Origin of the sequence: Secundilactobacillus kimchicus JCM 15530 (assembly GCF_001433995.1) — a bacterium.
Lineage (GTDB): Bacteria > Bacillota > Bacilli > Lactobacillales > Lactobacillaceae > Secundilactobacillus > Secundilactobacillus kimchicus.
Window position 1 is genome coordinate 67,754 of record NZ_AZCX01000007.1, and the last position, 15,084, is coordinate 82,837.

14 protein-coding genes are annotated in these 15,084 nt (G+C 46.8%); 9 read left to right on the top strand and 5 right to left on the bottom strand.

The window, feature by feature from the left end:
- The first annotated feature begins 50 nt into the window (after positions 1–50).
- Entirely contained in the window at positions 51–833 is a 783-nt protein-coding gene (locus FC96_RS09320) for a (S)-acetoin forming diacetyl reductase (RefSeq protein ID WP_056942797.1), read from the top strand.
- Positions 834–891: 58 nt separating this feature from the next.
- Here FC96_RS09320 and FC96_RS09325 read toward each other — a convergent pair whose 3' ends face one another.
- The gene (locus tag FC96_RS09325; protein WP_370866653.1) at positions 892–1,983 is read right to left on the bottom strand and encodes a PTS sugar transporter subunit IIC; all 1,092 of its coding nucleotides are present in this window, start codon (positions 1,981–1,983) and stop codon (positions 892–894) included.
- Positions 1,984–2,179: 196 nt separating this feature from the next.
- On the opposite strand from FC96_RS09325, the gene FC96_RS09330 reads away from it, so the two are divergent.
- The 4 genes from FC96_RS09330 to FC96_RS09345 all read left to right on the top strand — a co-directional run bounded on the left by FC96_RS09330 (position 2,180) and on the right by FC96_RS09345 (position 6,773).
- On the top strand, positions 2,180–3,016 hold the full coding sequence (locus FC96_RS09330) for a hypothetical protein (RefSeq protein WP_054659024.1): 837 nt from the start codon (positions 2,180–2,182) through the stop codon (positions 3,014–3,016).
- Positions 3,017–3,095: 79 nt separating this feature from the next.
- Positions 3,096–3,569, top strand: a complete 474-nt coding sequence (locus tag FC96_RS09335; RefSeq protein WP_056942798.1) for a nucleoside 2-deoxyribosyltransferase — start codon at positions 3,096–3,098, stop codon at positions 3,567–3,569.
- A gap of 153 nt (positions 3,570–3,722) precedes the next feature.
- Complete coding sequence (locus tag FC96_RS09340; protein ID WP_056942799.1) at positions 3,723–5,567, top strand: glycoside hydrolase family protein; 1,845 nt, start codon at positions 3,723–3,725, stop codon at positions 5,565–5,567.
- A 198-nt stretch (positions 5,568–5,765) separates the two neighbouring features.
- Positions 5,766–6,773 (top strand): acyltransferase family protein, encoded by a 1,008-nt coding sequence (locus FC96_RS09345; RefSeq protein WP_056942800.1) that lies wholly within the window; start codon positions 5,766–5,768, stop codon positions 6,771–6,773.
- A 200-nt stretch (positions 6,774–6,973) separates the two neighbouring features.
- Here the strand turns inward: FC96_RS09345 and FC96_RS09350 are convergent, their stop codons facing one another.
- The 4 genes from FC96_RS09350 to FC96_RS09365 form a co-directional block, all read right to left on the bottom strand.
- A complete protein-coding gene (locus tag FC96_RS09350) occupies positions 6,974–7,885 on the bottom strand; it encodes a matrixin family metalloprotease (protein WP_056942801.1) in 912 nt (303 codons plus the stop codon).
- 213 nt (positions 7,886–8,098) lie between these two features.
- Entirely contained in the window at positions 8,099–8,728 is a 630-nt protein-coding gene (locus tag FC96_RS09355; RefSeq protein ID WP_056942802.1) for an alpha/beta hydrolase, read from the bottom strand.
- Positions 8,721–9,692, bottom strand: coding sequence for a ring-cleaving dioxygenase (locus tag FC96_RS09360; protein WP_054659038.1), 972 nt, complete (start codon positions 9,690–9,692; stop codon positions 8,721–8,723). The genes FC96_RS09355 and FC96_RS09360 overlap by 8 nt, the downstream gene beginning before the upstream one ends.
- Positions 9,693–9,960: 268 nt before the next feature.
- Positions 9,961–10,863, bottom strand: a complete 903-nt coding sequence (locus FC96_RS09365) for a GH25 family lysozyme (RefSeq protein WP_056942803.1) — start codon at positions 10,861–10,863, stop codon at positions 9,961–9,963.
- A 406-nt stretch (positions 10,864–11,269) separates the two neighbouring features.
- Between FC96_RS09365 and FC96_RS09370 the strand changes: the two genes are divergently transcribed.
- The 4 genes from FC96_RS09370 to FC96_RS09385 are packed head-to-tail and all read left to right on the top strand — an operon-like array spanning position 11,270 to position 15,038.
- A complete protein-coding gene (locus FC96_RS09370; RefSeq protein ID WP_054659042.1) occupies positions 11,270–12,442 on the top strand; it encodes an aminotransferase class I/II-fold pyridoxal phosphate-dependent enzyme in 1,173 nt (390 codons plus the stop codon).
- A gap of 36 nt (positions 12,443–12,478) precedes the next feature.
- Positions 12,479–13,459 carry a D-2-hydroxyacid dehydrogenase gene (locus FC96_RS09375; protein ID WP_191976664.1) on the top strand — a complete coding sequence of 327 codons (981 nt, stop codon included), beginning with the start codon at positions 12,479–12,481 and terminating at the stop codon, positions 13,457–13,459.
- 31 nt (positions 13,460–13,490) lie between these two features.
- Complete coding sequence (locus tag FC96_RS09380) at positions 13,491–14,237, top strand: alpha/beta hydrolase (protein WP_056942805.1); 747 nt, start codon at positions 13,491–13,493, stop codon at positions 14,235–14,237.
- Positions 14,238–14,273: 36 nt separating this feature from the next.
- Complete coding sequence (locus FC96_RS09385) at positions 14,274–15,038, top strand: matrixin family metalloprotease (RefSeq protein WP_056942806.1); 765 nt, start codon at positions 14,274–14,276, stop codon at positions 15,036–15,038.
- Positions 15,039–15,084: the final 46 nt, after the last annotated feature.

Here is a 15,084-nt window from a genome sequence, read left to right on the forward strand (position 1 = left end):
AGCCACTTTCGCTTGTCACGGTCGTTCAATCATCAATGGAGGCGTAGGATATGGCAGATTTAAACGGAAAAGTAGCATTTGTGACGGGTGGCGCTCAAGGGATCGGTAAAGCGATTGTCGAGCGGTTATCTGCAGATGGGTTTGCAGTTGCGGTTGCTGATTTGAATTACGATGAAGCCGAAAAGGTGGCGGCCAAACTCAACGAAAAGGGTGGCAAAGCCATGCCAGTTGAAGTTGATGTTGCCTCACGAGACAGCTTTTTTGCTGGCATCCAAGCAGCAGCTGACAAGCTGGGTGGCTTTGACGTGTTAGTTAATAATGCGGGACTTGGTCCAACAACGCCAATTGACACCATTACACCGGAACAGTTTGACCGTGTCTATCACGTTAACGTAGCGGGTGACATTTGGGGGATTCAAGCAGCCCATGAACAATTCAAAAAGACGGGCAAGGGTGGCAAAATTATTAACGCGACTTCCCAAGCTGGCGTAGTGGGGAACCCTAACTTAGCCCTTTACAGCGGGACCAAGTTTGCAGTTCGTGGTATTACGCAGGTTGCGGCCCGGGATTTAGCTGAAGAAAATATCACCGTTAATGCTTACGCTCCTGGTATTGTTAAAACCCCTATGATGTTTGATATTGCCCATCAAGTTGGTCAAAACGCCGGTAAGGACGATGAATGGGGCATGCAGACCTTTGCAAAAGACATTGCGTTAAAGCGACTCTCTGAACCATCTGATGTAGCAGCAGCCGTTTCATTTTTAGCTGGCCCGGATTCTAACTATATTACAGGCCAAACCATTGAAGTGGACGGTGGGATGCAATTCCACTAATTGCACAACTAAAAAAACGTTTCGGCTTTAGTGTGAGGCCGGAACGTTTTTTTAATGGCTAAACGATTTCGAGATGTAATTGATTTTCTTTGACCCAGTGTAAGCCGAGCAAGACCCGGTATACGATTAATGAGATAACGGCTGGAATCAAGATTCCCATGGCAAGGTAAGCGATAAACATTGACATGTTTGAGGAAGCCAAGTTGATTGGGGCAATCAGGGAGTTTAAGCCCAAGCCGCCTAACGTATAAGGTACTTTAAAGTGGAAAAAGAGGGTGGCAATTGGCGCTGAGACACCAGCGGCGATAAATGACGGAATGGCTAATCTCGGGTTAGCCAATAGGTTTGGAAATTGCACTTTAGGTGTAATCACACCCTGAGCGATGTTTGCCCCTAAGTTGTTTTGGCGCCATGAGATCACCGTGAACCCAACGAATTGGGCTGTGGTCCCAATCAAGGCAGCTCCTGAAGAAAGGGGATCAAGCATGACTGCGACCGCCAAGGCGGCACTCGAGGCTGGGGTCATTAAGAAGAGGGACCAAGCCAGTGATACTGCAATTGAGCCAATGACGGGATTGACTTGCATGGACTGCGCAATGAAGGCGGATAACCAGTTCAAGGCAGGGGTTGTCACACTTGCAAATCCTAAGCCAGAAATGGAACCGATCAGGGTCGCAGCCAACGGCACGAGCATCATATCAAGCGGGGTCTTACCCGTTAAATATTTGCCGACGAGTGCGGCAATCAAGCCAGCGGCCACCGCGCTAATGGGTTGCCCCGTTGTAAAAATTCCGGATTGAGCAGCTTCCACCATTTGGTTACCGGTGGCTGTTGCAGCATGCATGGTGGTGCTTGTAAAGTAAACGGCATTAGCACCAACAGTTGCGGAAATCATGGCACTAAATAACACCAGGGTATTAGTTTTAAGTTGGGAGGCAACGGCGGCGCCAAATGCGGGTGCCAAAAGCCATTGAGCAATTGAACCCACTTGGTACAGGGCCGGCCAATGGACGAAGTTTGCGATGGATTGTGTGAGTAAGCCAATCCCTAACATGACCAAAACGGCGTTAGAGACGCCTGCTGAAATCTTGTAGACGTAGTCCATGACCGACATTTTTTCCGTAGATGATTCTGAAGCTGTGTTCATCATAACCATGACCTCGCTTTATGTAGTTTAACTAAGAAAGTATGTAAAAATGAGAATAAGATTAAAAACTGATGTGATTCTTATTTAATCACCATTCGTTGTTGATGTCAAGTTTTGGCTTGAAAATGGCAGTAAGTTCTCTTAATTGCTTATTGGCAGTGGGTTGGCTATGATAACTGGTAGTTTGGAGGGGATAACAATGATTGAAAATGACTACGCTGCACAACCACTAAGCCCAGGACTGACTGGAATTTCATTGCCGGAAGTCAGTCGAGCATTACTGACTAACAGCTACGCTTGGGTTGACGTAAAAGGGGCTCGGTTCCCATTGGCGGGGCTAATCTCACCAGTGGCGTTCAATGAGCGGGGACTTTACCGGTTCTTGGATAATGCAAAGGCTAATAACCATAATCTCGACCAGTTTATGCGGACACGGCTCATCCAAGACGGTGATGATCAGCAGCTTGCAAGCGCGCTTTATGATCAGCAGACCCCAACTGAGGGGGTTCATCGGCTGTTGGGGGCTTATTTGCTACAATATAGTCAATCAGATGGCTTGTTTTTGCCGTTTTTAGATGCGCTGGCTTTAGCTAACGTGGACGTGATTGGGGTGACGGTGCTGATGCTTCAGCAGTCGGCAGCGGAGCGAACAGCGGATGAGGTACCAGACTTGGTCGTCAGTTTGATCCAACAAATTGCGCGGTTTCTCGCCCACCAGATGCCACACCAAATTCGGGTATTAGACCACGAGCCTACGGAAGATGATTTAACCATTCCGCCGTATGCCCTGATTCCGTTAGCAGCGGATAATGGTGATGAATTCGATGTGCCAGTCGCCTTGATTGATTGGTTACAAGAACATCTTGAGGCGTTGGTGGCGCTACCAGCAGATCATCGTGAAGCCTTGCTGGATTTAATTGCTAAAACAACCGATGGTAACGGCGTCATTATTAATGAATGGTTGGCCCGCGATACGGAAAATGAAACGGTCTTCGTTGAGTTTGTTGATAGTCAATTAAATCGACTACAAGCGTAATTTCTCACAGAACTACTAAAATTCTTGCGCGGATTCTGTGGTATTCTGGATGTACTAATTAAAAAGGAGCCCCTTAAATATGAATACCATTTATCTCGCATCGCCATTTTTTTCCGAAGGTCAAAATGACCGTGTCAACAAAGTTGTCAGTCTCTTAAGAGAGAATGCCACTATCCAAAGTGATGGTATTTTTATTCCGTCCGAGCACCAACATGAGGACCTTGAATTTGGTAGCTTTAAATGGCAGGTAGCGACGTACAATAGTGACGTTCGGCAGGTTCGAAAAGCCGATGCTGTGGTTGCTATTTTAGATTATCAGATGGAAGAAACGGCTGAAAACGAACCCGATTCAGGCACTATTTTCGAAATTGGGCTGGCTTGGCAAGCTGGTGTGCCCGTCATTTTGGTCCAATTTGATGCTGACAAAAAACTGAATCTAATGCTGGCTCAATCGTACACGGCGCTATTTAACGGGGCCGCCGATATTGAAAACTTAAAGGACTACGACTTTAACGAGATGCCACAACGTTACATCGACAAAGAAGTATTTTAGGCATCGTTGCAGACAGTTTATCTGGAATGTGACAAAATGATTAAGTTTTTTAACACTCTTGTTAAAAGCCAACGCAGATTCGCATTTTTCGTTAAAATGAAAAGTGGTTATATTTTGGATTAAATTTGTTTGAGGAGAGGAAGGTGTCAGACTATGTATTTGCCCAAAAAAGCTGCACTGGGCCTCGCGTTAGTTGGGGTCCTTGGCGGCTTCGCGGCGGCTCAAGCCACCACTCATTTGGCTAATCCTAGTCAAACAATCGTTGCTAAAGCAGCAACGACGGTCAACGCCAAGACCCAAGGTATGGTGCCAAACGGGACAACCGATAACGCACCAAAGCTTCAGTCAATTATCGACGCATATTCTGCAGATGATAACGTGACGATTCGGGTACCAAAGGGGACGTATCTATTTACCAATGCAACGTTGAAGGCCATTAAGTTACATTCCAACATCACTTTTGATTTCGATGACGGGGCCGTCTTCAAGATTTCAAAGGGCGATCGGATTCCGTTTGTCTATCCTAGTCCGTCTACGGGATACGACGGTGGGATTTCAAATGTGACCTGGAAGAATGCGACTTTTTCAGGTGATTACACCACTTCAACGGGGCAAGCCGTTTTTGTGCAAAGCTTGAACCACGCTAGTAACGTGACCTTTGAGGGCTGTACCTTTGACAATTGTGAGTCGCCAACTGGGCACTACATTGATATTGATGGTAGTCATAATATTGACATCGAAAATTCGACGTTTACCGGGTTTAATGCCAACACCGATTACGATTATAAAGAAGCCATTCAAGTTGATTATTCAAACACGAAGGCGATGTCTTACCATAACTCTGGCGACAAGTACGATGATTTACCATCGTATGATGTCACGGTTAACAACAATAAGTTTGTGCCGTTAGCAAATGCCTCGGGTTCGGTTAAGTCCTTTGCGCCAAACCCAATTGGGCAGCACGTTGTTTACAAAAAAGGGGTCGGTGGTATTATCCACGACATCCAGTTTACAAACAACTATGTGCAGGATGCCAAGCCACTGCTTGATGATGATGGGGCCAACATTCACTTTGTGATGGTCAACAATCTGACGATTAGCGGCAACACGTTTGAAAATAAGAGTGCATTGGGTTCTGGGAACTACATTCGAATTCTAAACAACCAGCCGGCTATTGCAATCAGTGGGATCACGATTAAGAACAATAACTTCGTGAACTTGGATCCAAATAACCGCTACATTTATCTCGACACCAAAAAGGGTGGCGGCATTAGTGATGTATCGGTCACGGGAAACAAGATTACCTCGTCTAAGAGCCAGATTCCATTTGTCATCACGAGTGGTATGGCTAGCAGTGATATCACGATTTCAGGGAATACGAACAACAAGTCTAAAAAGATCTCAGATCCCGAAGACATCAAAGAAACGACCAAACTTAAAGGTTCGTCAACAACCCTCACTAAGAAATATAAGGGTAACAAAAAGACCAACAAACAACAGACCTTTTACAAAGGGGTGGCTAACCAGTACGCTAAGCTAGTGTCTGGCGCCAGCAAGAAGTACGGTCTGTACAGTCACATTAAGGGCGATACGGGTTGGTATCTGTTCAACAAAGCCGATGGTTGGGCCCAGCAAAAGTCTTCAACGGTCTACGTTGATGGCCGCGCCACAGCTAGCTCAGGCAATTGGTACCGGATTCGCTTTAGTTCTAATACGAATGCCCGGCGCTACTGGATTCGATCAGGGGCGTTGCAATTCGATAAGATTACTTACGATGATGTTAACAAGACGTTAACGACATTGAAAAAGTACACTGTTTACACCCGAGTATTTAACGATAAGTTATTGGCTAAGACCGCTGGGACGACGGCCGACCTATCATCTCGGACGGTGACGATTACTCAACGAGCACGTCGGGTTTCCGTCTTAAACCACAAGACGTCAACGTACTATCAAATTGATGGTAAGTACTGGACGAGAGCTTTAGCGTTCTATTAAAGTGCGCGATTGAAAAGCAGTTAGCTTGATTGGGAACTTCAAGCTAACTGCTTTTTTGATTGATGACAATTTGATGACATTATTTCAAATCCATGTGTTACAGCCTTTGATTGGGTTTTCGTGTATAATTAAAGCTATGAAAAAACGGGTCGACTGTGACAGTGTCCGGCCGAACCAAAAGGGGAAGTTCAAGGTCTTATGAAAAAAAGAGTTGAATGGGTGGACATGGCCAAGGCGGTAGGCATCATCGCCATTGTGTTGGGGCATGCAATTCACCCACTAACGGATACTAGTCATAGTATGAGTGTGTTATACGCCTCACTTTACTGGTGGCACGTTCCGCTGTTCTTTATTGTGGGGGGCTTTTTTCTTAAGCCAATCCAGCGGACTTGGGCCAGTTTTTGGGCGTTTGTCAGGCGCCGCATTGTGCCGAACATCGTCCTATACTTTGTCGCTGGGATTTTTCTGATTCTGACGAGTCACTTTTTAAACGGTGAAAGTTGGTCGTATACCGGCTTTTACTTTGTTCGGTTAATTTACGGTGGTCAGACGCTGAACGGTGAATTGAGTATTTTCTGGTTCATGACCGTTTACGTGATTACCGTGTTCCTGGTTGTGATGATTATTAGCTTTATAAAGTCGATCCCAATGCAATTTTTGATCACCATGGTGATGTTTGGTATCGGGACAGCCCAGCCACACTACCACTTTTTTCAATTCAAGTCGGTGCCATGGTCGGCTGACTCAGCGTTGATTGCGGCTGTATGGATGTTGACTGGGTACTACGGCTATAAGTATTACCCCCAATTGAAAAATAAAGTGGGTTATGCGGTCGCCGGGGTGTTGATTTATGCTTCTTGCTACGTTAAGAAGGCCACGATTGGTCTGAATTTTAAGCTGTATCTGAAGTCTCATATCATTCACACGCCGTTTATGGCCTTTTTCATTCCGATAGCAATTTGTTTAGCCATCTTTATTATTTGTGAGGCGTTAAGCCGCACCCGATTTTTCAAATGGCTGTTGCCGATTGGCCAGTATTCATTAGCTATTATGTACTTGCATAAAATGATTTTCGACGTGGCTGAAAAAATTCCGTTGTTTAATCACGTCTGGGCATTTGTTATTCTGGGTGTCGTAGTCCCTGTGGGATTAGCGATGATCTACCACTACTTTAAAGACCGATTTTTACCTGCAAAACGTGCTTAAAAAGAACTTCCCAAACCGGGAAGTTCTTTTTTGATGATATGTGTATTCACAACTGTGAATGACCGCGCCACTATGTAGGTGGTCTTGGCATCTTTAGATTTTCTTAATCTTTCCACTGCTAGGGTAACATGAAAGTGAAAGCGCTTCAACCAATAACAAAATAAAAACCGCGACGAATCGCGGTTACGCCCCTTGCTATCTTAGGCGAGGGCTTGGTGAATTTTAATAGCAAGCTTTGCTCGATTTTTATCAGTGGGACTGATGAGGTTAAATCCCGTAGTTGAATTTTTAACGGCGTCGTAATTATAGAATTTTGAACTACCACTTTGCCAGTACATGAGGTCGGTTTTGTTTGGCGAGTGCTTTAGGCCCAGTGAGTGGCCAAATTCATGGGCGAGAGTGTCGGCATATTCGAAAACTCTGGCGCGTCGGTCTAAACTGTTTTGATTAATATTGTTAAGCTCAGCGGTCAATTGTTGTTTGGCGTTTGCCACTTCCTTTGCACGGTAGGTGGCAATCAGCGTCGTTGCGTTTGCGTCACCGGCGACCCGCTTCGCATAGGCATCGATGTTGCGATTGGCCTGATTGATAACGGCGACTTCGCTATGATTCATCATGGCATTTCGTAAGGTGGTCGTTTCGGTGGCAAATTCACTTGAACGAATCTGGGTCAGTCGCTTAGCGGGTAACCACCAGGCGTCACTGCGATCAGCTGCCGAGGCTTTGGCTGTTGACAAGTTAACCGTCATGGTATGGGATTGTTTGGTGCCTAACTTGAAAATAGTGTGTCCAAGTTTATGATTCCAGTATCCCATCGCAAGGTTGACACTCTTTTTAACGTCGGTGTTGGATGTTGCAATGTAGACTTTAGTAAGGCCCGTTTTACCCATGCTGGTTTGAGCTGAATAATCAAAGCGATATCGTTTTGCGAGGCTCGCTTTGTGGGTACGGTAGTAGTTTGCTGACTGTTTTAAGACACTGGCACTTGGTGTTAGGCTGGCAGCATGGCCAGTGGTGCCCCCAGTAAAGCTCGTAAAGCTCATCGCTGCTAGGCCAATGACAGCTCCACGTGTAAGGGCTGATAAAATGCTGTGTGATGATGCGGTTTTCATAATTTAAACCCCTCCCCTTTAAGCCACCCAAGCGTAACAGGCGGACACGGCCAAGGTCAAGGAAAGGCCGTTAAAGTTTTTGCAAAGGACGAAAAAGAAGTCGTTTTTGCCGGGCGAATTGGACAACAAAAATCAGGCCACGGCTTGAACGTTTCTGAGTCGTAGCCTGATTCGGCTGAGTAATCAAATAAGCGACATTGCGTTTTCTGATTATTAATGTGATAAGACTAAGCGCCCAGTTTTATCTAACCAGGTTTTAGCGGCAGAAAGTTCAGCCCGGGTCAGTTGGTGTGATTGGTGACCAGTATAGGCTTCAACGGCTGCACCGGCATCTGTCAGTTGGCGCCTTAGCCCAGTAAAATTAGCTGAGGAGACAATTGGATCCACATCACCGTGAGTCAAGAAAGTTGCAACGCCGTTTAAATTTGCCGCAGACGCCTGAGGGTCCAACATCATGGGGTGTAACAGGATGGCTGTTTTAAATGGGGCTTTTTTGTGTAACCAGGCATATGCCGCCACGTTAGCGCCGTTGGAGAATCCTAGAACCAGTAACTGTTTGGGGTCAATGCCGTGCTTGGCACTTTCAGTCACAATCGTGGATAACAGCCAGTCGGTTTCGGTACTGAGGTTATCAAGGTCGAATCCACCATCGTCAGTGTGCTTGAAGTAGCGGTTCGCGCCGTTTTCATGGATGCGGCCACGGATTCCAAGTTTAGGACTGTCAGGAGCTAAGAAAGAGGCGATGGGTAATAAGTCGGTTTCGTCGCCCCCGGTACCGTGCAACATTAAAACCGGCGCTTTATCAGATTCTCCGGGAAAAAAAGCAGTTTGCGCATCACTCATTAGCATTTGCCTCCGTGTTAAATGGGACTAGGTTGGCTTCAATTCGATCACGGTATTCTTCCAAGAATGGTGGCAATTCCAAGTGAACGCCGGCTTCTTCGTAGGTTTCATCTTGAAGAAAGCCAGGGCCGTCCGTCGCAATTTCGAACAGAACGCCAGGCGCAACCTGGAAGTATTCTGAAGCGAAATAGAAGCGATCAACAAAGCCAGAGTCGGAGAGGCCAAATGATCGAATCCGGTTGATCCAATAATTTAGCGTCTCCTGGTCCTGGGTTCGAAAAGCCATGTGATGCACAGTACCGTATCCCTGAACTGAATCGGGTAGGACTAGACTTGTTTCGACAATAACTTGTGCGCCATGGCCGCCATTATGAAGTTCATATAAGGTCTGAGACGCTTCTTTTGCCACCTTTTCAAAGCCCATCAAATCGATCAGCAGTTTCTCCAAGGGTTCTGGTTGACTCACGGTAATCACCGTGGGGCCAAGGCCAGAAATCGCAAAGTCGGAAGCCACTGGACTCTTACGGTATGGCGTTCCACCACCAAGGCCATGGTTGTGCTCGTCGGACACTAACTGGTAGCGTTGATTGTCAAAATCGTAAAACCGAAGGACCTTGGCCCCAAAACTGTCCGTAATTGAGTCATGGTCGATGTTAAATTCTGTGAACCGGTTTGCCCAGTAATCAAGGGCCGCATCACTGGGAACCCGAAAGCCAATACGAGAAATGGTGTTTTTCCCCGGCTTACCATAACCGATGCCTGGAAAGTCGAAGAAGGTCAAGTCGGTGCCGGCCGTCCCCATGTCATCTGTAAAATAAAGATGATAAGTTCGGACATCGTCTTGATTAACCGTTTTTTTAATTAAATGAAGGCCAAGAACCTCAGTCATAAACTGAAACATTTTTGGTGAACTTGAGGTAATTGCTGTGATGTGGTGAAGCCCGAATAAGTCCGTCTTTTCCATGGGTAAAGACCTCCGTTTTTCAAAGTTTGATTGATAGTAGTATCGCACACTTACAAAAAGTAAGCAATAGAAAAGATTACCAGTTTAATATGAGTAATCCCACTTAAAAGACCGGTGTCATCTCAATCCGTCTATTATATGAGCTAATCCTCAGACTTGAGTAGATCATATAAATAAACCCCGATTCGCACAAGTGAAGTGCTAAATCGGGGTTTATTAATGTGATTTCCCAGAGTCACCCCAGTTCGGGTTGCGACTCTCAGGTGAGTTATTTAACTTGAACGTAAGCTTTGTTAGCTGTGATATAGTTGCCATTTGACAGGTGAATGCGGTAGTAGTTTCCCGATTTCGTCACCGAAGAGGCGGTGTAAGATTTGCCGTAGGACATACTGCCAACTTTACCGGTCAGATTAGCGTTGGAGTAGCGATTAATCGAACGCGTGGCCGTTACGGTTGCCCCAGAGTTGACGTCTTTGTAGTAGCTTGCTGGAGTCTTTTTGAGCCAAGAATTCACAGTTGTGCTGTTGAGGACCTTGTTTAAATCCACGCGACCGCTAATACCGGCCAGTGAGCCGCTACTAGTATATTGCCATAAGTCGGTGGCAACATTTGGTTGCGCCGAATAGTTGGCAATCCAAGACCCGTCAAATTGGCCGAAGTTAATTTTGTGGACGTTGACAAAGTTTTGGTATGAATAATAAACCAGTGGCTTGTTGGTGAGGCTGCGCATGGTTGATAACCAAGCATTAACGTAGGTTTGTTCCTTGCCAGCTACGCCAGTCATCCGTTTTTCGTTGTCCAAAACGTAGAAGCGGGCGTTTTTATGTGAGCGGGCGTAGAAGTCGCGGGCTTCTTTCTTGGCATCGTTGACGCTGGTAAACTCTGTAAAATCGTAGTTTCCGAATGGAACTCCGTACTTAGTTGCGCCGTTACCATTGATGTTTCGATGGGTATCAATTTGAAAATCGCTGTCGCCAGTGTTTCCGTGTTGAACCCGGATCAAAGCGAACTTAAGCTGAGTGGCCGCTTTTGCCCAGTTAACGGTTCCTTGGTATTGTGAAATGTCGGCAATTTTGGTTTTAGCTGCGTTGGCGGTCGTCCCAATGGCGAGCGCGCTAGTTAAGACCAGGGCACCAAGCGCCAGTTTTTTCAGTAAGTGTGACTTGAACATGTTTTTATCTCCCCTATATCTTAAGTCTTGATTGCTAGTGTACACGAAATTCAAAACAGAAGGAACACATCGGGATTACAAGCGACTAACAAATATGTTGCAGACTGTTATATTTGCAACAATTAAAGGGATTTTTTTGGCTATTGACGCGGCGAATGAAACTGTTATGATAATAATATACGATTTATGAGGAGATTTTAATGATGACAACACCGTTAACTCAACTCAATCAGGTTTCTTATAACTTTTGGTTTTTCCAGAGCTGATCTGTGAAGAGCCAAAAGCTGTTTTGATGAACGACTTTAGCCCCCGCAGATCATTCAGTGACTGCGGGGAAAAAACCAACCAGGCCCCCTCAGTCATTATTGGCTAAGGGGGCCTTATTTATTATTAGGGAGTGTTTAGTATGAGTCATTTAGAAAATCGCATGAAAACTAGTCTTGCCCAGATTCAACCATCCGATATTTTAGCGTTCAATCAGGAGATCTCAACCATTGATGGGATTGTCAAATTAACGTTAGGGGAGCCTGATTTCAATACGCCTGAGCACGTGAAGCAAGCAGCGATTGATAGTATCAATCAAAACGAAAGTCACTATACAGATTCACGTGGAACGGCGGGATTACGACGGGCCGCCGCTAGTTTCTTAGCGACGAAGTACCACCTTGACTACGACCCTGATAGCCAAATTTTAGTGACGGTCGGGGCTTCAGAGGGAATCTATTCTTCGCTGACAGCGATGCTAAATCCTGGCGACACGGTCATTATTCCCACACCAATTTTTCCACAGTACATTCCTGCGACCCTCTTAAGTGGTGGAAAGCCGATTTTTGTGGACACATCAGCCGATGGTTTTATTCTGACACCGGAAAAGTTACAAGCAGCTATTGAAGCGAATCGGGACACGGTGAAAGCGGTCGTTTTGAACTTTCCAACAAACCCGACTGGGGTGACGTATTCCCGAGCGGAATTGACGGCGTTAGCTGAGGTTTTGAAGCAGTACGACATTTTTGTGCTAGCTGACGAGATATACTCGGAATTAACCTATGAGTCGGCGCACGTTTCGATGGGCGAGATTTTACCTGAACAAACAGTTTTGTTAAATGGCGTTTCTAAGTCTCATGCAATGACCGGCTGGCGAATTGGCTTAATTTGTGGCCCGCAGGCTGTGATTCGTGAGATTGCCAAGGTTCACCAAACGGCAGTCACTGCCACAACGGCTAACGCTCAGGCAGCAGCTGAAGAAGCCTTTGCTCATGGTCAAAACGACGGGGTCGAGATGCGAGCTGTCTACCAGAATCGTCGGGATTTTCTGTTAGCAGGCCTGGCCGATGCTGGGTTTCAGTGCGCCAGTCCAAAGGGGGCCTTTTATCTATTTGCTAAGATTCCCGCGTCCCTTGAGCAGGATAGTCTGAAATTCTGTTATGATCTGGCGAACACAGCTAAGGTTGCCCTTATTCCGGGCGCGTCATTTGGCCCCGGTGGTGAGGGGTACGTTCGAATTAGCTATGCGGCAAGCATGGTTGATTTGCAAACGGCAGTTGATCGCATTAAGCAGTATGTCGCCCAAAAAGGGTAATGAACGGATAAAGAAGGGGTTAAATTGAAACTATTAATGTATCATGTGCGAGACGATGAACTGATTGCGACGCAGCGGTGGATGGCGAGTCATCCTGATGTGCAGGTCGATACGAATACCTTGCCGTTTAACGCAGAAACCGTTGAGCTTGCAGCAGGATACGATGGCATCGTGTTACAACAACACGGACCATTGGGAGCGCCGGCAGTTTATAAACGGCTTCACGAGTTGGGCATTAAGCAAATTACATTACGAATCACTGGTTATGAAATCGTGGATCTGAAAGCTGCTTCCCAATTTGGGTTAACGGTGACTAACGTGCCGGCGTATTCACCGCGTTCCGTGGCCGAACTGGTCTTAGCCCATACAATGTGGCTTGTTCGTCATTTGGGGATTACAGCGGCCCGTGAGGCTGACCACGATTTTCGATGGGACGGGTTAGAGGCGGCCGAAATCCATAATTTAACGATTGGCATTATTGGCGCAGGGAAAATCGGCAGTGCTGTCGCTCGCATCTTCAGTGCATTGGGCGCCACGGTGATTGCCGCAGATCCCATTCACCGACCAGAGTTAGCCGATGTTTTAACCTATACCACCCATGAGGACGTATTTAAAACTGCTGATATTATCACCATGCACACCCCTTTGACGCCGGACACGACCCACATGATCAATGCCCAGACGCTAAAGTTGATGAAGCCCACGGCCTTTTTGATCAATGCTTCCCGGGGCCCGGTTGTTGACACCCCCGCACTGGTTGCCTCATTGCAGGCCGGAGAGATTGCGGGGGCCGGTCTTGATACGGTAGAAGGCGATGATCAGCTTGTTGCTCAAGATTGGCGAGACAAACCGCTCAATAACGCGCCGTTGACGGCGTTATTATCAATGGCCAACGTTAATCTGAGTCCGCATATTGGGTTTTACACGGACGTCGCTGTTGCTAACATGGTTGAGATTGCCCTCGATGACGTTGTTCGAATCGTGAGTGGTGAACAGCCTCGACATGCTGTAGTATAATGATGGTGATTAATCGTTGGGAGGTGGTCAGATGCAAAACCAGCCAGCCCCGTTCCTGTTTGAAGCGGGTAAGCGGGCCGTCGTTTTACTGCATACGTTTGCTGGTTCAACCACTGATGTTCGCGTTTTGGGCCGCCAGTTTCAAAAGGCGGGCTATACGGTATTGGCTCCCCTTTTTACCGGGCATGGTACGCCTGATCCGACGACTATTTTTACGGTGGGCAATCCAAATCAGTGGTGGCAAGATACCACTCAAGCAATTGACCAACTAGTTAAGAGTGGGCATCCGCAAGTTTTGATTTTTGGTGAGTCACTGGGTGGGTTGTTTGCGATAAAGGCGTTAGAGGAACGGCCGGAAGTCTTGGCTGGTGGGACCATCAGCACGCCACTGTATCCGGTTGATACAAGTCGGGTCGCTGCGCGATTTTTAAGTGATGCCCGAGCTTGGTATCATAAACAGGCGTTGACCCCGACGGATTTAGCGGCTAAAATGACGATATTGACCCGGGCGATTACGCCAATGCTCGATCGCATTGCTGCCTATACGGTTCCAATTCAGGCTCATTTGGCCACCATCCGAAAGCCGGTTTTTATCGGTCAGAGTGGCGCCGATGAACTGATTGATCCAACGGTTGGTCAGCGGTTGGCAGATGAGTTAGCCCATCACACCCAGGTCGTTTATCGACACTATCCAGGCGCCCCCCACGTGATGACGTACAGTTCACAGGAGCGCGACTTAGCTCAAGACATGATTGCATTTTCCAACCGTTTTTTCTGACCTAACCACACGAACCCGTTTGAAGGAGGGATTCGCATGCGGCGAATGATAATTGGCTTAGCTGCAATGAGTATTGGCTTCATTGCGATGATTAGCCAAGCGACTGCGAAAGCTACGCCAGCGCCAAGTCAAACCTTGATTAGCCAACCAACTGAAACCCTGCAGACTACCGAGATGAAGCTACTTAAAAAATATCGGATTAACTTGGCTTATCAGACCGCTTTTGATTCGCAACACCAAGTATGGGTCATTGATAAGACAGCGACACCTGCCATTGCGACAGCCTTGACCAAGGCGATGGCCTATTGGAATGATGAACTAGGGACCGCGGTTTTTAACGCTGGTTCGGCGGGTAAGGCGACCGTGACGGTTAAGTGGACGACTCAAAAAGCAGCGACTGATAGCGGTCTGGCTTGGTGGGCTCCTAAAACCGAGACGCTAAAGGTTAATAAGGGCACTTACCAACACGAATTAGCTGATATTACAAAGTATATGAAACGCCATTATCGGGCGGACGAAACACCGACGCTGAGTAAAAAAGCGGCGTATGCGCAGATCACGGATTCTGCCGCTCAGCAGGCACGAACCGTGGAGTACGCTAGAATTCTGACTCATGAGTTGGGTCACATTTTAGGATTAGGTCATTCCACTAACCGGTCAGATCTGATGTATCCGGGACTGGGATTTGGTGACCTCTATGATTTAGATAAGGTATCAGCTGACACAATTTGGCAGACGCCGTTAACGGAAACGGATGGTGCCCGTGGGCAGTTGGCTTATCGGTTCGAAAAACTAAAATAACCGAAAAATCGCCAAAGTCCTCATTAGACTTTGGCGATTTTGATAG